Below are 16,945 nucleotides of genomic sequence, written 5' to 3' on the forward strand. Positions count from 1 at the left end.
TTAACCGATACCGGGGATTTCAGACGGGCTGAGACCAGAACTGAAAACTGAGGTCCATGTAGTGCAGGTCGGTCACCGAGTCGAAACGACCACGACCCTCCTCGACACCCGGAACAAGCTGAACCGGTGTGCAGGAGCGGCCAGACACGTTCGGGGCCTTACCGATCAACGACATGACCGCATCAGCGAGCATCAGAAGCCCGTCAGCATCCACGGCAACGATCCGCACGTCATACCTGTACCGGGCGCGCGAATCGACACGCTGCAGAGCCGTCAGGCGATTGTCACCCAAATCGGCCGGCGCGTCAGGAAACAACACCACGTAGTTCGCGCGGACAGGTTGACCAGCCGCGACGCGGACGTTCGCGAAGACCTTGTTCGACAGGACTGTGACGGCCAGCATGAGCGCCTTGAACGCGAGGAAGTGAGCGAGCATCAGGCCCCCAACTTGTCGATGACCGCGTCAGTGATCGCGATCTCAAGACCACGATCCAGATCGGACTCGTTTGCCTCGAGTGCGTCACGGCCGGCATGCTGTGGCGCGGATTGAACGCCGCCGCCGCCTGCCTCAACGAAACCGAACCGCCCCTGACGTTTAGACAGGTTCGGGCCGATCTCTGCCTCGATCGCATCTCCCGGATACTTCATGTCGTAGTCGATAGATCGCGAGTAGTTCTCAAGGCCCGAAGCCGTAGCGCCCTGTTGCCAGTCGCGCTTGATCTCGACAGCCGTGTACTCGATAGCTTTCTTGATCCGCCTGTTCGCCTCCGCGGGAACATCGGACAGATCGCGAGCGAGCTCGTAGAGCTCAGAGAAGTCGTCGCTCACGACAGCTCCTTCAGTGGGTACCTGTGCGACGTGGTCTGGCCAGACTCTGGAGATCCTTCGACTGTGTAGAAGCGCCCGATGAGCAGTTCATCCGACAACGACGCCGATACTGTCACCCCATCGCCATCCTGCAGACGTGGCGAATCCGTGGGGATACTCAGGATCAGGCGCTGAGAAGCAACCGTCTGAGACGACGTGTCCGAATCGGAAACCGTCGTCGTCTCGTACTTGATCCGCCCCTTGCCTGAGTAGGTTGTCGAGACGATCTCATTGGTGGCATCACCCGAGTCGGGATCAGTACCGGACTTATACGGGCCTGACTGCACCGTTTCTGTCATGCGCCGCTCGGAGCTCTCGCGGCCGCGCTGAAGGACGCTCACAGGGGCACCCACGTGTCAGTCGACGACCAGTACCCCGGCCCCAACCCAAGAGGTCGCGTCTGTATCGTCCACGCTCCATCGGAAACGCTCGCACCTGCACCCAAAAGCGCGAGTTCGGCATCCGAGAGGTATAGCGACCCATCAGATACGGCAGAGTCACGCCGGTACTGGTAGTCGTCGATCTGTTCCGACAGAAGCCCGTCTGGGTTCTTGATGACGCGGAGGACCATCGCACACTGGATCTGTTTGACCAGCGCGAGATACGTCGGCTCACTGATCCTGTCCGCCGCGTGCGGGCGGTTCGTGACGATGAGATTCCACGCGTCCTCGAGCAGCACTTCGCCAACCTGCTGCTCGGGTTCAGTGAGGGGACGAAACGACCGTTCCATCAGATCCGTGATGGTTGCTGGACTAGCCATTCCGTCCCCTTTCCTGCTACTTCTTCGCCGTGGTCTTCGGCTTCGGCTTCTCGACTCGCATCCAGCCCGCCTTCTCGTACCGCTCGACGAGTTCCTCAGGAACATCGACGGTCGCGGTGGAGTCAGGCAGGTTCAGAGCGGTCACGCCTGGACCGCGTTGGACAGGCGCACGAAGTGTGCGATGTCACGGACGCGGAAGCCGACCTCGAACTCAGCGCGGACAGCGAACATGTTCCGCTGCCACAGGTTGATCTGCGTGCCACCGTCGTTGATGGTGGCCTGCGTGCTGATGTCGAGCTGGATGTTCTCGACGACACCGATGTGCGCGGACGTCCAGTCGCCGGCAAAGCCGAGCTGATTGTCCGTGCCCGCGGTGGCACCGTTGTAGTCCGCCAGGAACACGCCCTGCGTCTGGTAGACGGGGGCGCCGAGCAGTGCGGGAACCGCACCATCGGTCTGCACGTTGTTGATGAAGATCGGACGACCATCGGCATCCTTCGAGCCGAGAAGCAGACCGCGAGCCTGAGGGGACAGCGCCCAACCGTTGAGCGTGCCACCACCGGTCGCAACAGCCTGGTCGGCGGCCACAAGACCGTCGTAGGTGTCGCCCGCGATGCCGACCGTTGCCGCCCCTGCGAGGGTGTCGAAGTTCGATCCCGGTGCAGCCGCACCGCCGAAGATCGTCTTGTCGAGCTTCTTCGCCAGCGCCTGCGGGAGCTTGCGAACAACCTCCGCGTAAAGGCGCGCCTTGTCGCGGCGGAACTGGTTCGAGAACGGCACGATGACCGCCATCGTGTACGGGGTCATCAGCTTTGAGCTGAACGTGGGGCGATCAACCGGCTTCTCGTTGGTCTCACCAACCCACTCAGCCTCGGGCTCGCCCGTGATGATGTCGACCGAGAGTCCCGAACCGGGAAGGTCAACCCGCTGTGCGAGCTGCAGAGCGGCCGATGCGTACTCGGCACCACTCCAGATTTCTGCGGACTGCTCGGGCGTCAGAGTGATGCCCGCGGTAGTCCGATTGACGTCAATACCAGCCATGTCCCCTCCTTGGGGTGCTTAAACGCCGAGCGAGTCGAGCTGCTGCGCGAACTGATCGGCGTTGGATGATTTGCCCGCACCCTTAGGACCCTGGGAAGGGTCTGCCTTGGGGAACGGATTTGGAGTGTTGTCGGGAACGAGTTCTCGGAGTGAGGCGGCGTCCGCTTTGATCGATTCCTCGTCGTCTCCCTGCAGGCGGGCGATGAGGTTCTTAGGAAGCCCCTCGTCGATGCCTGTGTTGAGGCGAAGAATGGTCTTGTCGCGGGTTGCGAGATCCGCCGTGAGTGTCTGGTTCGCGGTTTCGAGTTCACTGATCCGGCGCGTGGCCTTCTCAATCTCCGTCGCGTCCTTCTGCTCAAGTTCGGTGATGCGTGCCTGCGCTTCGCGCGCCAGCTTCTCCGCATCGTTGGCTCGCTTGCGTTCGGCGGCAAGAGCCGCCTTGCCTGCGTCGCCGAGAGTGTTTTCAGGGTCGCCCTGAGGTTTGTCATCCGACATGTGTTATCTCCTTGAATCGCTCAAGTTGCCGACACGCATCGCACGTGCCGGGGTATGTGACCCGCGCGAGGCGGGAAGTTGTCAGCCGACGAAGATGCCCTGGGACCGGTAGAAATCGATCGCTGCGGCATGGTCGCGGGCCTGCTGTGTAGCGCGCTCTGAGATCCATCGGTTGTCGCCGAGATTGCGGATTGGTGACTCGAGGTAACCCGCATCACGCAAGAGGATGCGGCGCATCTCTGGGTCGTCAGTGAGGTCGATGATCGACTCGGGCATCAGCCGCGGCGTCCGTCCATTCAGACCCGCACGGGACCGCCCGTACGTACCGCGCTTTGTCGACCCCTCGGTGGTGACATACCCATTGATAGGCGCCCCATCCGGCTTCCGACCGATCACCTTCGGCTGAATCCGCGATGGGTTGAACGTCACCGCGCCATCCATGCGCGCCCGATTAGCTCCGCGACGCGCGTTGACAACCTTGATCGGATCGGCCCCCAGGCGGATCGACTCGGCGCCAGCCTTGGTGAAGACCCTGTCCTGCTCTGCGGTCGATAGGGAATCGAAGTAATCACCGGGTGTGTCGAACAAGCCGTTGGGTGTAGCGTCCACGACCGGAACCGTGGAGCACCGACATGCGGGGTGGCGCCGGAAGTTCGACCGGAACCGGTCAGCACCAGCGAGGATCGCACACCGAGAACACGCGCCAGGATTCACCAGACGCACGTACCTGACGTAACCCTTGCCCGTCGCCGCCGTCATGGATGCTGATCGTTCGACATCCGCAAGAGAGGTCTTCACCATCAGCGCCAGGTAGGTGCCGCCCGTCAGCATCGCGTCCGGGATCGACATGCCTGCGGCAATCGCCTGCTTCGTTGTCGTGATCGCGCCATCTAGAAGAGACGATAGGGAACGCCCTGACCCGTCAACGCCCGTGAAGGAGTCGGGAACGAGAACGTCGCCCGTCATGTCATCGGACACCGCGATCTTCGACGTCAGAGTTGCCGCCCCAACCGCATTGGCTCGAGCAGTTGAGGCCGCGACGATCGCGATGTCGCCGGATACTGCAGCCCACGACTGGTCGAGTGCGGCAGGATCAACCCGCCGCCACTTCGCCATCGCCGCGTTCGCAGCACGGTCGGAACGTCGAATCGCACGGTCCTGGGTAGCTCGAGCTTCGTCGGCGATCAGCATGTGCTACACCTCTTCGACGAACCTCTGCACCCCGGCAGTGAAGGAAGACTCGAAGTCTGCCTTGCGACGTTCCTTCATCTGCTCAATCGCGGCCGGCGTCTCACCGATACGCTCCTGAGCCGTCTCCCAGTCGACAAGGCCTACCTGGAACCGCTTCACCACCGCGTCAGTCACCTGAGCGACAGTCGGCGTTCCAGCATCGCGCCAGATCGTCTCCAGACGGGTTGCGTTGAGATCCCACGTGCCGGTGCGGAAGCGCTGCACGAACCGCATCACGGTCTCCCATGAATGACCAAAAGACGTCTGTTTGCGCTCGGCGTTCTTGATCAGACGCGTCTCGCCTGCACGCTGCCCATCGGCGGACGGCGGGTTCTCCGTGTTCAGGCCGTAGTACTCGACCGGGAGAGAACCGACACCAGATGCGAGACGCGCGTACACGTTGACGATCGTCTCGATGTTCTTCATGTCCGCTGCGTCGAACTGGAACGTCTTCGCGTCCTTGTTCGAAAGCGCCCAGACGGCACCGAAGTACGACTGCCATGCTCCGAGCTGCTCGCCGTTCTGGTCGACGAAGTCACCCTTGGTGGCACCAAGAACGCCACGCGCCGGGGCGATCATCGTCTCCTGCAGCAACTGTGCACCCGTGAGGGCACGAGAAGCAGAATCCGCAATCGGGATGATGTCTGTCATCTCCGACACGCCCTCGAGAACCGAAGTGCCCGGACGACGCGTCGCACGGTTGCGGTTCACCAGTGGAACCACCGGGACGGAGCCCAGATTGTGCACGTCGCGTTCGAACTCATCAACCCACTGCGAGCCGTTACGGACCAACCAGCGAGTGTAATTCGGCATGTACAAGGTCAGGCGCTTGTCCTGCCCCGTGCCATCCTCAGGGTCATACGACCGAAGGGCTGCAGTCACGCGATGGGTGCGAGAGTCACGCAGGGCGATCATCTCGTACGGAGACTCGACCGTGATCAGAGGATAATCCCGGTCCTTCTCGTTCGTGCCAATGCAGACATACGACCGTGAGAGAGCTAGGGCGTCGGTGTGAGCAAACGACGCCCGCTCGTCCATATTGTTGTACTGCCAGACATCCCACAGCGCCGTATCAGGCTTCCCGTCGCCAGCGCGGAACCCCTGCACATCCAGCCGGCGCTCAACCGCATCAACAGTCGTGCGTGGCCAGTTCAGAACCACCGAGAACGCTTCGAGCTCGGGCGGGATCTGCAACCCCAACTGCTCGAGCCGATGCGCACCCTCGTAGTACTCGTCGAGAGTCTGCGTGGCAACACGAGAGGACACCAGAGTGTTTCGCAGGCTTGAGATGAAGGACTCTTCTGTAGTCGTGAGAGAGCTACCCGTCAGAAGAAGGACCACACGCCCACCCCCTTACCTGAAAACAACAACCTTGGATTCGACCTGCTCGTAACCAGACGCGCGGGCATCACTTGCAGCCTCATGCGCGAGCACAGAACTCATCGCGAGGTCGATCTTCTGCGTCTCAGACGCCTTGAAGATCAGGTAGGACGGGTACGGATTGCGTGCAACCTCAACCGCATTGCGGATGTGCGTCGCAACGGTCGGGTTGCCGTCGTGGGAGAACCCGGCATCGGGTGACACCACGTCAGTCTTGAACCGTTCAAGAGCCGCATGCATCTGCTTCGGCCGATACGTCTCCCAGCGGAAGACACGTCCCTGGTATCGACCCTCGAGCTCCGAGATCTCCGACTGCCAGTACGGCGGGTCAAAGTAAGCGCGGGCAACATCGAACGTGTCGAAGAGTTCCTCGAACGCCGCCATCACCTCACCGCGAGGCACCCGACCGTCATGCTGCGCCGGGTCCCAAATCGTCAACCGCCCACCGTGATACGACGGGGTGAACTGGTAGCCGTCGAGCGTTTCCGCGCGAATGCCCGTCCAGTCGTTGACATCAGATCCATCGAAGCCCAGAACAATCGCAGTGCCAGGAGCGACGATGCGAGGCTCATGCTTGAGCGCCCACTTCTTCGCATCCATCCACGCACCGGAGCCCGCGACGATCCGATTCCCGAAGAAGCGCTCAGCATCAGCGGGGTCCTTCTCAAGAAGCTCGGCGGCTTCCGCCTCAATCGCATCGACAGACACCCACGGCGCCGCACGATAGTTGAACGCGAAGATCTTCCGACGCTCAGCCTTATTGCGGAACGACAAGTTCGCAGGCGGCTGCTGGAAGTCCTTGTTGATATCCGCGGCCTGTGACTCGTAAGTCTGCTGAGCCACCGAATCCTGTGCAGGGTCCCACGAGTTCGTCGTCTCGATCGAGCGACCACCCATGCCAGCGAGACCGCGACGCTGAGTCCGAGCGAGCTTGTGCCCGCCGTTAGACGCAACCCACAGCCCCGTCTCATCCTGAGCTGCAAACGTGATCCTCTGCCCGAGACGAGAATTCGCCTTTGACGTCACAACATCGATCCGCCCGCCACCAGGAAGGCGAATGAACTCCTCACCCGTCTTCGGGATGAGTTCAGTCAGCGGGCCTTTGTCGATCATCGGCCGCAGCGCGTCATACGTGTTGTCGGTCTGATCCTCAGACGTTGCCGTGATCTGGATCAGCGGAGTAGACCACGGACGCCCCATCGGCTCCCGCTCGTCATACTCGTACTCCCAACCGCAACCGCAACCAAAGTCCCGGCAGTCGTAGACCTCGCCACCCTGGGCGCGCTCTGTGAAAACCACCGGCCCGACACCCTCAGCGCACACGAATGCACCGATCAGCGGCGACTTGCCCCACTTCTGAGCGCGCACCAATTGCGACCGGCGAAACGTGAACGCATCAACCGGCTTCACAAGGCGCCGGCTGTCTACGTCGTCACGAATCTTGTAGTGGTTCACCACGAAAGCGAATTGCTCGGCGCCCAGCTCGAACGGACGACCGACATCGTCGCCGTCAGGAATCACGCAATGCGCTTCGATCCACGCCGCGACAACACCGAGAGTGTCAGACGCTTCCATCGACCACCTTCAGACGGTCCTTCATCGTCGGACCCTTCTTGGCTGGTTCTGCTCGCTTCTCACCAACCTCGTCAGCAGAGAACTTCCAACGCAGAGCGTTCATGCCGACAGTGGAAAGTCCGAGCTCGGCTTCCATGCGGAGAGCCGCAGTCTTGAGCCCAGCGTTGGAATCCGGGCCGACAGACTCGACATACGCGCGCACATATGCGGCGACCTGATACTTCAAGCCCAAGGCGTCCCACATCGCAGCCTGCGGCTTGCGCCACAACTCCGACCACATCGACAACTCGGCATCCTCGCGGATCTCCGTGGCGGCCTCGTCGATCTCGCGGACACGCTCCTTGTTCACCCAGTAGATGTCGTAAGAGAGAATCTTCGGCAACGGGAAGACTGGGACTGCGCCCTTGAAACCATCAGCCGGGAGACTCAGCCACTCCTTGTCATCCTTGCGGTCACGTCGCAGAGCAGACGGATCAGGCGCAGGGCCACTACGCGCTCGAGCACCACCGCTAGGCATCGCAGAACTCCGACCGGAAATGGAAAGCTGCAGTAGCTTCACTGAGCTCAATGCCGCCGCACTCGCCCTGAGTTTCTACGCGCTCAAGGATCGGCACCTCGACAGCCCAACCGTTCGCCACCACGACGCGCTCCGACCGAATAGTGTCCATAGCCAGTGCCTCAACGTGTGAACGATCAGCATCAAGGCGTGCCAGCACAACCGTGTGGAGAGTCTTCATGATTTCCGTCCTCAGCATCGCGCTGGAGCCGCATCGCACGACCCTGGGAAAATAGAACATCGATTCGAAAACTGGCCCCACCGGAGCACTTTGAACCCGACAAACCAAAAGTTGCCCTCCCAGGCGACCATGAGACGTTGGGGCTGAGGGCGGGGTGCCACCCCGTCAGAGTCGCGAGGTTCGAACGGATGTTCGGTTCGCGTTCCATCCTCCGGGTGAGGTGCGTGCAGTGTGTCGGTTGTGGCACGGATCACAGAGCCCGCGTCCGTACTGTGGGTCGTCGGGGTCTAGGTGTAACTCGACCAGTTCCCTGCGTGTGCGTGGGTAGTGGTCGGCCACCGTGCTGACTGACATGTGGCATGCGACACAGATGGGTTCGCGTGCGAGTACTGCGGTGCGGAAGGCTGCGTGTCCTGTGCTCGAGTAGACCTTGTTGTCGACCCTTGCTGCCCTTGCCTGCTGCCTGTGTGCGATACACCTACCTGCATCGGTGGGTGTCGGGCATCCGGGCACGTTGCACACACGCATGATCAGTCGTCTTCCCAGTAGCTGGCTGGTCGCATGACGGCCCGGACGGGGCGACGTGCATCCTTCGCTTCGTTGATATCGCGTTCTTCGCACATCCATGCGGCTCGGAGGCTGGGGTATGTCTCGCCGCAGATCTCACACTCGGTCATGGTTCGTTCCCATACGCGTGCTCGAGTGACCGTCCAAGGTCGTACAGGTCGTTCTCACGGCGCACGATGTAGTCGATGAGCTCGGGCTTGGTCATCTGCTTGAGTTCTCGTCGTCGCACGAGGTCATTGCGAACTGCGTCAACGTCGGGTCCGAGTGCAGCAGCAACCTTGTCGTTCGCGCTCACGGCTTCCCCTTGTTTCGTGTATCGCCCCGTTATGGCAGACCTGCGCGCACCAGCAACACGAAAGGTTCCGCCTCCGATGTGCTGGAATCCGAACGCGTCACTCATCGTCGTCTCCGTCATCCCAGATGGCTCGTTCTGACGCATACCGGAACAAACCGGTCATGACGTGGACGGGCTGGTTGTCGTTGCCTTCGAGGAGGTAGCGGGTTGTTCCTGTGCCGATGTTCTCGACGCTGGTAGTTGCTGCGATGAGCGCCCAGTCGGTGACTAGATCCCCATCGCCGGTTTCCGATACGTGCGCGGCGACTGCTGCATCGAGTGTGGCTTTCGTCTGATCGCTCACGGTTGCAGCTCCCCTTTGATCCATGTCCGCATCTTGGGTGTCCAGTCGGTGGCGTCTGTTTCGATGCGGCTGAGTAGCCATCCGAGCCAGGGCCATCCGAGTGTGTGCCCGAGGATGATGAGTGTTCCGCCGGCGATGAATGCGAGGAGGATCTTCATATGCGCTTCCTGTGCATGTTCGTGAGTTATGCGTGCACGAGGTCGGCCAGGTTGTTGGTAAACAGCTCGTTCCGCTTCTCTCTCACGGCGGCATCCGCTTCCTCGATCGTCCGAAATAAGCCGACGTAGTGATTGCGCCTGTGGTGCGTGACTTGAGCGACCCACTTTCCGTGCGCCTTGCTCCATGTGACGCCGCGCGCGCCAGATGTGTTCGCCTTGGAGAGGCTCGCGTTCTCGCCGTTCTCCTTAGGGGTTACCACCTGAAGGTGTGCCGGGTTCACGCAGCCCTTGTTGCGACACATGTGATCAACATGCATCCCTCTCGGGACCGGGCCGTGTTCAGATTCCCAGACGACACGGTAAACAGACGTACCCGTGCCATTCCATTTCATTCGGGCATACCCGAATCGGTTATGCCCGCCCATCCATTCCCAACATCCCTCAGACTTTCGGGTGTAGATCGCAAGCCTCTCGGAGAGAGTGGCGCTTGGCTTCACGCGATCGGAGAAGAGTGGGCGGAGTTCCTGGCCCTTCATTAGCTGCCTGTAGTGAGCTTCACAAAGGCCACGCGCCCTCGAGCGCTTGTCGCAGCCCTCGAACATGCAGGTACGATCAGTCATATCGAATCCCTCCAACGGGTTCGGTCATCACCCCGGACGGTTCCAGCCGTTGCGGGGTTCTCTTATGGGGTGAGCGTGTAGCGCAGGTCGATTAGCGTGTCGGCCTGGCGTGCGAGCTCGGTGAAGTAGATGCTGCCGTGGTGGCTGCAGTAGGAGACGCTGCGCCCGGATCGCATCTTGGCGAAGACGTATGCCTTCACGTGCGCTTCGAATGGGCACGCATCGCATTCGTCACTGTCGACGCTGATGGCATGCACGATCGCCTCCTCAGCAGTGAGGGTGGAGTCGAAGGAAAGGAAGTGTGAGCGCCCTGGCCTCAGCCAGCAGACTGTGTTGCTCCGGTTTCTCCAACCGGGCCAGGGGCTTGCCGTTCGATCCATCACCCTGGGCGGCGGTGGACTTACTTTCCCTGCACAAGACACGCACCCAGCGCGTCACAGGGCGGGTGACCGGCTGTCACCTCTGCGCCTCCGAGGGATTCTGACACCCCGGCCTCCCGATCGACAGGCGGGCGCTCTTCCTCTGAGCTACGAAGGCATGTGACGACCACTGCAATGCAGGCTTCGTCGTATGAAGTTGTCGCGAACCGGCATGGGTTCGCTGTGTGCCGTTGTTATCCGGCGTCTCGTCACCGCTCGCCAGGAGTCTTAGTCGCTGAGCCGGATGAGAGTACAAAAATCCCCGCCAGTCACGGATGACGACGGGGAACAAGAGGAGGGCGGAAGTTTAGACACTTGTGCCCTGCGTGGTCGATACTACGGCAAAACTACACCGTTGTCATTCACGTCTTCTTGGCGTGTCTCGCCGTCGTACGCGAGTGCACGTTGAGCGAACTCCCCCGCCCGCATTTCACCGCATGCTCGGCACGTCCATCGCACGGATGCGAATGGCGCCTCGGGGTCGTAGTCGATGACGACCGGGTGCTTGACCGTCTCTCCTTCCTTGTTGGTGAATTCGTCAGCGTCGCATTCAGGGCATGGCTTCAACCACTCGAGGGTCGATCGCGGTGCGAGCTTGCTTCGGATGAGCGTCGACCATGAATGCAACTCGCGCAGGTAGAAGTCGGTGTCGTCGTTGCTCGAGAGCATCGCGGCGTGCCATGCGCGGAGATCCTTCACCGGGTTGCGTTCGACTGTTGCGCCGGCCATCCTGCACCAGTCGCCAATGGTCGATGTGATGCGGTGGAACTGCATCAGTGCGTCGGCGTCGAGGATCATGCGTGTGTGGCTGGCCGATCTGCCTCCCGATCTGCCAGTGGTTGAGTGGATCGCTTCCTCGAGTTGCACGAGTAGCGCATCCTCGGTCGCCCATGTGTGTCCGTCGTCGGTTTCGATCTTCACGTTGCTTGGGAGTGTGAGGTCATCCACGACGTCGTTGAGCTCAGTCATCGTTTCGCCTCGTCTCGAGTCATGCCACAGCGCTCGCAGACAACCAGTGCATATCCGAACTGTCCTGCGGGTGGGTTGTGGACTGTGAACTTATGCTGGCCGGGTGCGATACAAAGCTTGAGCTGCTGAAACACATCACTCATGCGCCTCCCCCTTCTTCCGGTTGGCCAACAGTTTCTGTGCGAACAGTCGGTAGTACTCGGGTGCCATGACTGTCCCTTCATAGGGTTCGGGGTCGGCGTTCTGCAGTTCGAACGCAAGCGCATCCTGTTCGCGACGATCACTCATCGCAGACCCCAAGCAGCACGGAGCGCGTTTCGCATGGCGTCTCGGTTGACTTCGTGGTAGTCGCTCAGGTCGTCGGTGGCGGACTCGGGGCCGTATGCGTTCAGCGCGGCCAGCACCTGCGCGTCGGACGGTTCGCCCTGCGACTCAGGGACGCTCTCGGCGAAGTTCGGGCACCATGTCGGATGCGGAAGTCCCGCTCGCTTACCGCAGTGGTAGCAGTGGTGATGCCGGAACTTCGCGCATCCATCACAATGGGGCGTCGCCCCATCGTGAAGGCGTGCGAAATCCTCAGACCCGGTCATGATTCCTCCCCCTCCTGTCCTTCGTCGTGGATGCCGAACCGTGTGACCTCAGCCAGTTCTTCGGGGCTGAGTTCGGGTGCGGGTGTGGTGTTCATGTTCAGAGCCTTTCGTGTGCGATGTCGTCGATTGTTGATCGTGTTGTGTCCCGTGCGGAGTACCGCGCGTCGCTTGCCCTCTTGCACGTCCGGCAACGCCTAGCGCCCGCGGATTCCAAGACGAGATTGTCGCCCGTATACGGGTGTCCCTGAGGGCAGTGGGTTTTCTTCTTCTGCCAGTCATTGCCGTGCTGAGCACGGTCGGCGGCATTGCTCACTCGGGTATCCCAGCGGAGGTTCGAGAGGCGATTGTCGCCCCTGATGCCGTTGGCGTGGCATGCCTCCATGCCTGGCGGGCAGGGGCCAACAAACGCCTCAAGGACAACCCGGTGCACCGAGACTTGCGACTTTTTTCCGCCAGAGCTCAGCATGACTCGCATGTAGCCGTTGCCCATCTCGATTAGGGATCTCCGCTTCCCGAGTCGGTGTACCTCGCCAAGCCGTGGATGCGGGTCGATTCGGGTAAGTGACCTTATGTTCCCCTGGTCGCTCACCTCGTAGATGCCCTCGAACCCGACCACTGGACGCCACGACTGACTGTGGTCTTCGCTCTCGCCCTGAGGTGACGCAGGCGCTACTGGAGAACCGGTGCGATGCCATCTGTGGTAGTGCCTACTGCACCAACCACGAGCCGAAACAGGTGACGAGCAATCACTAACGGAGCATCGACGGGTAGTATCCATCTCAGCCCTCCTATCAACTAGACCTTGATGGATGGTTAGGCCCCGGCTTGAGTGTTGACGCACTCGTCGGGGCCGTTCCCATTCTATCGGATTTTGTTTTCTGATCAGAGGTTTTGCGCCACCTGATCAATCGAATCCGGCCGGAAACTCAGATCCGTGATCAATACCTCGAAATGGGGCGTGCCCCCTTTCCGGTACTCGATGCGTGGCATGAGCTTGACCATGTGTGCGGGGTCGTCATCGGCAACAATGTGCGCTGATACCCCTTTGTCAGCGGCGAGTCCGTCGAAGATTGCTTTCGCGAACGGTGCGGCGTTGTCAGCGTCTCGGCGGCGTCGATCCTTAACGACCCAGATCACTTCCACCTGGCATCGCTGCATGGGTTCGATCCCTGCATGGATCGCGAGGTGCTTCACGAGTGCACGAACCTCGGCCGTTGACTTCGACTTGACGGCCCAGTGTGTGCGGTCGTTCGCGGACAGGCCCTTGGGTGGTTTCGTGTAGCCCAGCTCGAGCAGCCATGTCATGCCGACACCTGCTCAAGGCTTGGCACTCCGGGGCGCGCGAGCATCATTCGCAGTGCGGCCGCTGCCTGCTGAGGCACGACACCGTTCCCGCAGGCCTTCAACTGCTCCGCGCGCGACAGGCCGATCTCAGGTGCTGTCACCCAGCCCGCAGGCCAACCCATCATCCACTCAGTGAGTTCCGGGTTCAGGCGAGCCTTTCCGCCCTTCCCATCCATGCGAACAGGGGATGGCGCGGGTCGGCGCAGCACGGCCTCCCAACGCGCGATCGCGTCGGCATACGGCCCCCAGCCGGAGCCAGGAGCAACAACGCCCTGAGGGCGGTCGTCATCGGAACGCGTACCACCCATCGCATAGGCCATCTCCGTAGCCGATCCTCCTCGAGTCGCGCGGGGCGTCGGCATCATCGTCACGGCGGTGCGAAGATCAATGCCACCCTCGCCGTGAGCACCCGGCCCATTCATGTCGGTGGTGCGCGGCGTCGGAAGTAGTGACATCACCTGATTGCCGAGTCCGACGATGTTCCCCGCCTTGTGTGAGTTGCTACCCGTGTTGGGGGCTTCGGGAACTGTGTCAGGTGTTGAGAGCAGCTTCAAAGAAGGGTGACGCGCTCGATCACGCGATCCATCGCTGATCGGAAGTCCCCGCTGATCTGACCGTGCGCCGCAGGATTGCTCGATCCCACCATCGGCGTTGGCAGCAGTTCGCTCGATTGGCCACGCGAGGATGAAGACTCGAAACCTCCCGTGAGGGGCGCCAATATCGGCTGCTCGTAGGCCGATCCATTCCGCATGGAACCCGAGATCGGCCAGGTCTCCGAGTACAGCTCCAAGTGCCCGCAGAACATGCCCTGGGTCGTCTCCCACACAGAGCGCGCAGGGTTCCAGCTCGACAGTGGCATCCGCTGATAGGAGTCCTCGGACATTCTCAATCACCACCCAATCGGGTCGAATCTCGTCAATGGCTTTCGCATACTCGGACCAGAGCCCGGAGCGGGTGCCGTCTTTCATCCCGCGGCGTCGGCCAGCGAGCGACACGTCCTGGCAGGGGAAGCCGCCGGCGAGGATGTTCACCCGCTCGGTGGTAGCCCAGTCGACCGAACGCACGTCACCGAAGTTCGGCACGTCCGGGAAGTGGTGCGCGAGAACCTTCGACGGTGCGGCGTCGAACTCGCAGAACCACTCTGGCGACGCGTTGAACACCTCGTCGACAGCCATGCCTAGCCCGCCGACTCCTGCGAACAGTTCCCCCGACCTCATGACTCAGCCCCCACTTTCGCGGGGGCTGTCTTGGCAAACGTTCGCCCTTTCCTGTCGGGGTTGCGTTCCCATCCGGCGTTTCCTCGTGTCCCGGTGACTTGTCGGCGTGTGAGTCCGAGTTTGTCTGCGATTTCGCGGTCTGTGAGTCCTTGGTTGAGGAGTTCGCGGAGTGTATGGCGTGGGATGAGTGCGAGTCCGTCTGAGCGTGCCTTGTTGGCGGCTGCAAGTCGATCTTCTGGGCTTCCACTGGCGCGTACACCTGGGCGTGCTTTTCGGGCTGTCTGTGCGGCTTCTGCGGCTTCCTGTGCCTGTTTGCGTTCGAGGGTGACGATCTCGAGCGGTGTCATCCCGGATTCGAACTGTCTGCGGAATGCCCAGTCACCTGCGAGGCGGGTGTGGACGGTGCGGCAGGTGACTTCGGATGGGCAGTGGGACGTGTTGCATCCCTGCTTGAAGCCGTCAGCCGTGCCGTGTGGGTAGTCGAGATCGGTGATGATGTCGGCGTTCATCGCACACCCCCAGCAGCACGCAGAGCGGCATCCCAGCCCGCGCGGACGAGAGCCTTCGCCATTCCTGCGATCTGCCCTCGGTGCTTGTCGTAGACGCGCTGCTCGATCTCGGCCACCTGCGCGTCGGACGGCTCGCCCTGCGGCTCCGCCACCTCGGCGTCAGCCCTCTTCGAGACACATTCGGAATACCAGCCCTCCGTGTCGCAATGCCCGAAGCAAGCCGTTGCGCTATCCCACGGCCCGCTCGGCTCCGGTACCTCGGAACGACGGAAGCCAGCGGCGAGGATCGCATCAGCCGTGGCGTAGTGCTTCCGGATGGGTGGCGTGTCTGCGAACTCGACCATGCTCGGCCCACCCCACTTCACTGAGACGTCTTTCACGATCTGCGCCATGGCTTCCCGCTCGTCGTCGGTCGGGGGGATTTTCTCGTTGTCGTTCATGCGATGTCCTTCTCTGCGTGTTTGGCCGCTTGGTACCCCTTGTAGGCGCGGCGTCTCTTGTCGTTTTCGAGCTGCTCAACACGGCGGGCGTTCTTGTTGACGCTCTCCTGCCACAGTTCGAGGTCGTGGCGCGCTTTCGACATCTGGTTCTCTTCGGCGATGAGTCGCTGTCTGCGGTTGTCGCTGTCGGAACCGGGGCGTTCGAGGATGAGTCTCGAGAGCGGTGGGAATTGTTCTCTGAGTGCGGCCCGCTTGTTGATGAGGTTGAGCCAGTCGAAGTCATTCGGCATCGTCAGGCTCCCTGTGCGTGCAGTAGAGGCATGTGCCGTCTGTGAGTCGCCGATGGGCGCCACAGTTCTCGGGGACTTCCTCTGCCATCGTCAGCGGCAGCGCGGACCGACGCATCGACTTGAGCCGTTCGATGATGTGCGACGGCATGAGCCACGAGCTCGACTCCCTGTAGTGATCCCGGGCAGCCATGACCGCATCGGCCAGCGTCACATCGGACAGGTCGTCTGCCCACACGGCGGCAACTGCTGCGTCTACTGTCCGCCCGTCACGCGCTGAAGCCAGGGTCAAGAGCTGGAATGCTTCTCTCGTCTCCACCGAACAACCTCCTGTACTCCTCGGCGTTCTGTGACGCCTTCGACTGTTTGATCTGTGCGCCGCGTGGTTGCGGCAATTCGTCTGTCCACCGCTCTTTCCCGAGCCAGACGCCAAGTGCGGGGATGTACTGCTTCTCTGTGGTTGCCGCGTATGCGTCTCCGAATCGGATGATGTCGTTGACGAGTTCTTCGAGGCCTCGCTTGCGGGCTGCGATCTTGAACCGCTCGAGCGCTTGCTTCCGTTCGACCTTCTTGGGCCATCTGGCATATGCAGCATCGAAGCCCTCACTCACCCACGCCGCAGGCGGGGAAGTCTGTTCTCCCCTTTCCCCGTTCCCGTTTCCCCTTTCCCCTTTCCCCTTTCCGTCTGTCGCCAATCCGTCACTGTGCGGCGGATTTTCCGACGCCGTTTCGTAGAGGAAGGAATCTGCCTGATCAGGGGCAGGATTTCTTCGCTTGGCCTTCTTCTCGGTGCGCTGATGCAGTTCCCACGACGGAATCGCGTAGAAAGCGCGCCCGTCGACCTCGTACCACTGCACGTCGAAGCACTCCGCCACCTCCGACGCCAAGCGTCGGAAGTTCCGCGGTTCAACGTCGGACGATTCGTCGTTCGGGAAAGCGAACGAGAGGAGCCGCAACGGGTGCGCGTCTCCGATCCCCCAGTCGTCCGCGTAGTTCCACATGGCAATGAAAAAGAGCCTCGCGCGAAGTGAGGCTCTTCCAGTTCCCGGGCTGTCCCAGAACTCAGGCTTGATCGTTCTGATGCGCGCCATGTCTCCTCCTC

General features: G+C 61.4%; 26 protein-coding genes and 1 tRNA gene. All 27 read right to left on the reverse strand.

Annotation, left to right across the window (positions count from 1 at the left end; genetic code table 11):
• Positions 1 to 19 precede the first annotated feature (19 nt).
• Complete coding sequence (locus ACIP5T_RS03090) at positions 20 to 436, reverse strand: hypothetical protein (protein ID WP_400860499.1); 417 nt, start codon at positions 434 to 436, stop codon at positions 20 to 22.
• The gene (locus ACIP5T_RS03095; RefSeq protein ID WP_400860500.1) at positions 436 to 828 is read right to left on the reverse strand and encodes an HK97 gp10 family phage protein; all 393 of its coding nucleotides are present in this window, start codon (positions 826 to 828) and stop codon (positions 436 to 438) included. The genes ACIP5T_RS03090 and ACIP5T_RS03095 overlap by 1 nt, the downstream gene beginning before the upstream one ends.
• Positions 825 to 1,208: a DUF6093 family protein gene (locus ACIP5T_RS03100; protein ID WP_400860502.1), complete on the reverse strand. Its 384-nt coding sequence runs from the start codon at positions 1,206 to 1,208 to the stop codon at positions 825 to 827. Before ACIP5T_RS03100 ends, ACIP5T_RS03095 begins: the two co-directional genes overlap by 4 nt.
• Positions 1,205 to 1,627 carry a Gp19/Gp15/Gp42 family protein gene (locus ACIP5T_RS03105; RefSeq protein WP_400860503.1) on the reverse strand — a complete coding sequence of 141 codons (423 nt, stop codon included), beginning with the start codon at positions 1,625 to 1,627 and terminating at the stop codon, positions 1,205 to 1,207. Before ACIP5T_RS03105 ends, ACIP5T_RS03100 begins: the two co-directional genes overlap by 4 nt.
• 16 nt (positions 1,628 to 1,643) lie before the next feature.
• A complete protein-coding gene (locus ACIP5T_RS03110) occupies positions 1,644 to 1,772 on the reverse strand; it encodes a hypothetical protein (protein ID WP_400860505.1) in 129 nt (42 codons plus the stop codon).
• The gene (locus tag ACIP5T_RS03115; RefSeq protein ID WP_400860507.1) at positions 1,769 to 2,668 is read right to left on the reverse strand and encodes a phage major capsid protein; all 900 of its coding nucleotides are present in this window, start codon (positions 2,666 to 2,668) and stop codon (positions 1,769 to 1,771) included. Before ACIP5T_RS03115 ends, ACIP5T_RS03110 begins: the two co-directional genes overlap by 4 nt.
• 18 nt (positions 2,669 to 2,686) lie before the next feature.
• The gene (locus tag ACIP5T_RS03120) at positions 2,687 to 3,163 is read right to left on the reverse strand and encodes a hypothetical protein (RefSeq protein WP_400860508.1); all 477 of its coding nucleotides are present in this window, start codon (positions 3,161 to 3,163) and stop codon (positions 2,687 to 2,689) included.
• 81 nt (positions 3,164 to 3,244) lie between these two features.
• Positions 3,245 to 4,354: a hypothetical protein gene (locus ACIP5T_RS03125; protein WP_400860509.1), complete on the reverse strand. Its 1,110-nt coding sequence runs from the start codon at positions 4,352 to 4,354 to the stop codon at positions 3,245 to 3,247.
• Between the two features lie 3 nt (positions 4,355 to 4,357).
• Entirely contained in the window at positions 4,358 to 5,659 is a 1,302-nt protein-coding gene (locus ACIP5T_RS03130; RefSeq protein ID WP_400860511.1) for a phage portal protein, read from the reverse strand.
• Between the two features lie 87 nt (positions 5,660 to 5,746).
• Positions 5,747 to 7,348 (reverse strand): hypothetical protein, encoded by a 1,602-nt coding sequence (locus tag ACIP5T_RS03135; RefSeq protein ID WP_400860513.1) that lies wholly within the window; start codon positions 7,346 to 7,348, stop codon positions 5,747 to 5,749.
• Positions 7,335 to 7,730, reverse strand: coding sequence for a hypothetical protein (locus tag ACIP5T_RS03140; protein ID WP_400860514.1), 396 nt, complete (start codon positions 7,728 to 7,730; stop codon positions 7,335 to 7,337). The genes ACIP5T_RS03135 and ACIP5T_RS03140 overlap by 14 nt, the downstream gene beginning before the upstream one ends.
• A gap of 127 nt (positions 7,731 to 7,857) precedes the next feature.
• Positions 7,858 to 8,085 (reverse strand): hypothetical protein, encoded by a 228-nt coding sequence (locus tag ACIP5T_RS03145; RefSeq protein ID WP_400860516.1) that lies wholly within the window; start codon positions 8,083 to 8,085, stop codon positions 7,858 to 7,860.
• A gap of 673 nt (positions 8,086 to 8,758) precedes the next feature.
• A complete protein-coding gene (locus ACIP5T_RS03150) occupies positions 8,759 to 8,947 on the reverse strand; it encodes a hypothetical protein (protein ID WP_400860517.1) in 189 nt (62 codons plus the stop codon).
• 97 nt (positions 8,948 to 9,044) lie between these two features.
• Entirely contained in the window at positions 9,045 to 9,290 is a 246-nt protein-coding gene (locus tag ACIP5T_RS03155) for a hypothetical protein (RefSeq protein WP_400860520.1), read from the reverse strand.
• Positions 9,287 to 9,448 (reverse strand): hypothetical protein, encoded by a 162-nt coding sequence (locus tag ACIP5T_RS03160; protein ID WP_400860522.1) that lies wholly within the window; start codon positions 9,446 to 9,448, stop codon positions 9,287 to 9,289. The genes ACIP5T_RS03155 and ACIP5T_RS03160 overlap by 4 nt, the downstream gene beginning before the upstream one ends.
• Before the next feature lie 26 nt (positions 9,449 to 9,474).
• Positions 9,475 to 10,068: an HNH endonuclease gene (locus tag ACIP5T_RS03165; protein ID WP_400860523.1), complete on the reverse strand. Its 594-nt coding sequence runs from the start codon at positions 10,066 to 10,068 to the stop codon at positions 9,475 to 9,477.
• 62 nt (positions 10,069 to 10,130) lie between these two features.
• Complete coding sequence (locus tag ACIP5T_RS03170; protein WP_400860524.1) at positions 10,131 to 10,325, reverse strand: hypothetical protein; 195 nt, start codon at positions 10,323 to 10,325, stop codon at positions 10,131 to 10,133.
• A gap of 208 nt (positions 10,326 to 10,533) precedes the next feature.
• Positions 10,534 to 10,605, reverse strand: a tRNA-Asp gene (locus ACIP5T_RS03175).
• Between the two features lie 218 nt (positions 10,606 to 10,823).
• Positions 10,824 to 11,456, reverse strand: a complete 633-nt coding sequence (locus ACIP5T_RS03180; RefSeq protein ID WP_400860526.1) for a hypothetical protein — start codon at positions 11,454 to 11,456, stop codon at positions 10,824 to 10,826.
• 135 nt (positions 11,457 to 11,591) lie between these two features.
• Entirely contained in the window at positions 11,592 to 11,744 is a 153-nt protein-coding gene (locus tag ACIP5T_RS03185) for a hypothetical protein (protein WP_400860527.1), read from the reverse strand.
• Positions 11,745 to 12,143: 399 nt separating this feature from the next.
• Positions 12,144 to 12,824, reverse strand: a complete 681-nt coding sequence (locus tag ACIP5T_RS03190) for an NUMOD4 motif-containing HNH endonuclease (protein ID WP_400860529.1) — start codon at positions 12,822 to 12,824, stop codon at positions 12,144 to 12,146.
• 104 nt (positions 12,825 to 12,928) lie between these two features.
• Positions 12,929 to 13,351, reverse strand: coding sequence for a hypothetical protein (locus tag ACIP5T_RS03195; protein ID WP_400860530.1), 423 nt, complete (start codon positions 13,349 to 13,351; stop codon positions 12,929 to 12,931).
• The gene (locus ACIP5T_RS03200; RefSeq protein WP_400860531.1) at positions 13,348 to 14,565 is read right to left on the reverse strand and encodes a DNA cytosine methyltransferase; all 1,218 of its coding nucleotides are present in this window, start codon (positions 14,563 to 14,565) and stop codon (positions 13,348 to 13,350) included. Before ACIP5T_RS03200 ends, ACIP5T_RS03195 begins: the two co-directional genes overlap by 4 nt.
• Positions 14,566 to 14,603: 38 nt before the next feature.
• Positions 14,604 to 15,116 carry a hypothetical protein gene (locus ACIP5T_RS03205; protein ID WP_400860533.1) on the reverse strand — a complete coding sequence of 171 codons (513 nt, stop codon included), beginning with the start codon at positions 15,114 to 15,116 and terminating at the stop codon, positions 14,604 to 14,606.
• A complete protein-coding gene (locus tag ACIP5T_RS03210; RefSeq protein ID WP_400860534.1) occupies positions 15,113 to 15,556 on the reverse strand; it encodes a hypothetical protein in 444 nt (147 codons plus the stop codon). The genes ACIP5T_RS03205 and ACIP5T_RS03210 overlap by 4 nt, the downstream gene beginning before the upstream one ends.
• Positions 15,553 to 15,846, reverse strand: a complete 294-nt coding sequence (locus ACIP5T_RS03215) for a hypothetical protein (protein ID WP_400860536.1) — start codon at positions 15,844 to 15,846, stop codon at positions 15,553 to 15,555. The genes ACIP5T_RS03210 and ACIP5T_RS03215 overlap by 4 nt, the downstream gene beginning before the upstream one ends.
• Before the next feature lie 266 nt (positions 15,847 to 16,112).
• Entirely contained in the window at positions 16,113 to 16,934 is an 822-nt protein-coding gene (locus tag ACIP5T_RS03220; RefSeq protein ID WP_400860537.1) for a hypothetical protein, read from the reverse strand.
• Positions 16,935 to 16,945: the final 11 nt, after the last annotated feature.

The sequence above is a fragment of the Microbacterium sp. NPDC088619 genome (assembly GCF_044752825.1).
In the GTDB taxonomy this organism is placed as follows: Bacteria; Actinomycetota; Actinomycetes; order Actinomycetales; family Microbacteriaceae; genus Microbacterium.

Coding starts and splice junctions, on each gene's coding strand:
- ACIP5T_RS03090 (WP_400860499.1), bottom strand. CDS start 436: ATGCTCGCTCACTTCCTCGCGTTCAAGGCGCTCATGCTGGCCGTCACA.
- ACIP5T_RS03105 (WP_400860503.1), bottom strand. CDS start 1,627: ATGGCTAGTCCAGCAACCATCACGGATCTGATGGAACGGTCGTTTCGT.
- ACIP5T_RS03115 (WP_400860507.1), bottom strand. CDS start 2,668: ATGGCTGGTATTGACGTCAATCGGACTACCGCGGGCATCACTCTGACG.
- ACIP5T_RS03120 (WP_400860508.1), bottom strand. CDS start 3,163: ATGTCGGATGACAAACCTCAGGGCGACCCTGAAAACACTCTCGGCGAC.
- ACIP5T_RS03125 (WP_400860509.1), bottom strand. CDS start 4,354: ATGCTGATCGCCGACGAAGCTCGAGCTACCCAGGACCGTGCGATTCGA.
- ACIP5T_RS03135 (WP_400860513.1), bottom strand. CDS start 7,348: ATGGAAGCGTCTGACACTCTCGGTGTTGTCGCGGCGTGGATCGAAGCG.
- ACIP5T_RS03145 (WP_400860516.1), bottom strand. CDS start 8,085: ATGAAGACTCTCCACACGGTTGTGCTGGCACGCCTTGATGCTGATCGT.
- ACIP5T_RS03160 (WP_400860522.1), bottom strand. CDS start 9,448: ATGAAGATCCTCCTCGCATTCATCGCCGGCGGAACACTCATCATCCTC.
- ACIP5T_RS03165 (WP_400860523.1), bottom strand. CDS start 10,068: ATGACTGATCGTACCTGCATGTTCGAGGGCTGCGACAAGCGCTCGAGG.
- ACIP5T_RS03180 (WP_400860526.1), bottom strand. CDS start 11,456: ATGACTGAGCTCAACGACGTCGTGGATGACCTCACACTCCCAAGCAAC.
- ACIP5T_RS03185 (WP_400860527.1), bottom strand. CDS start 11,744: ATGAGTGATCGTCGCGAACAGGATGCGCTTGCGTTCGAACTGCAGAAC.
- ACIP5T_RS03190 (WP_400860529.1), bottom strand. CDS start 12,824: ATGGATACTACCCGTCGATGCTCCGTTAGTGATTGCTCGTCACCTGTT.
- ACIP5T_RS03195 (WP_400860530.1), bottom strand. CDS start 13,351: ATGACATGGCTGCTCGAGCTGGGCTACACGAAACCACCCAAGGGCCTG.
- ACIP5T_RS03200 (WP_400860531.1), bottom strand. CDS start 14,565: ATGGCTGTCGACGAGGTGTTCAACGCGTCGCCAGAGTGGTTCTGCGAG.
- ACIP5T_RS03205 (WP_400860533.1), bottom strand. CDS start 15,116: ATGAACGCCGACATCATCACCGATCTCGACTACCCACACGGCACGGCT.
- ACIP5T_RS03210 (WP_400860534.1), bottom strand. CDS start 15,556: ATGAACGACAACGAGAAAATCCCCCCGACCGACGACGAGCGGGAAGCC.
- ACIP5T_RS03215 (WP_400860536.1), bottom strand. CDS start 15,846: ATGCCGAATGACTTCGACTGGCTCAACCTCATCAACAAGCGGGCCGCA.
- ACIP5T_RS03220 (WP_400860537.1), bottom strand. CDS start 16,934: ATGGCGCGCATCAGAACGATCAAGCCTGAGTTCTGGGACAGCCCGGGA.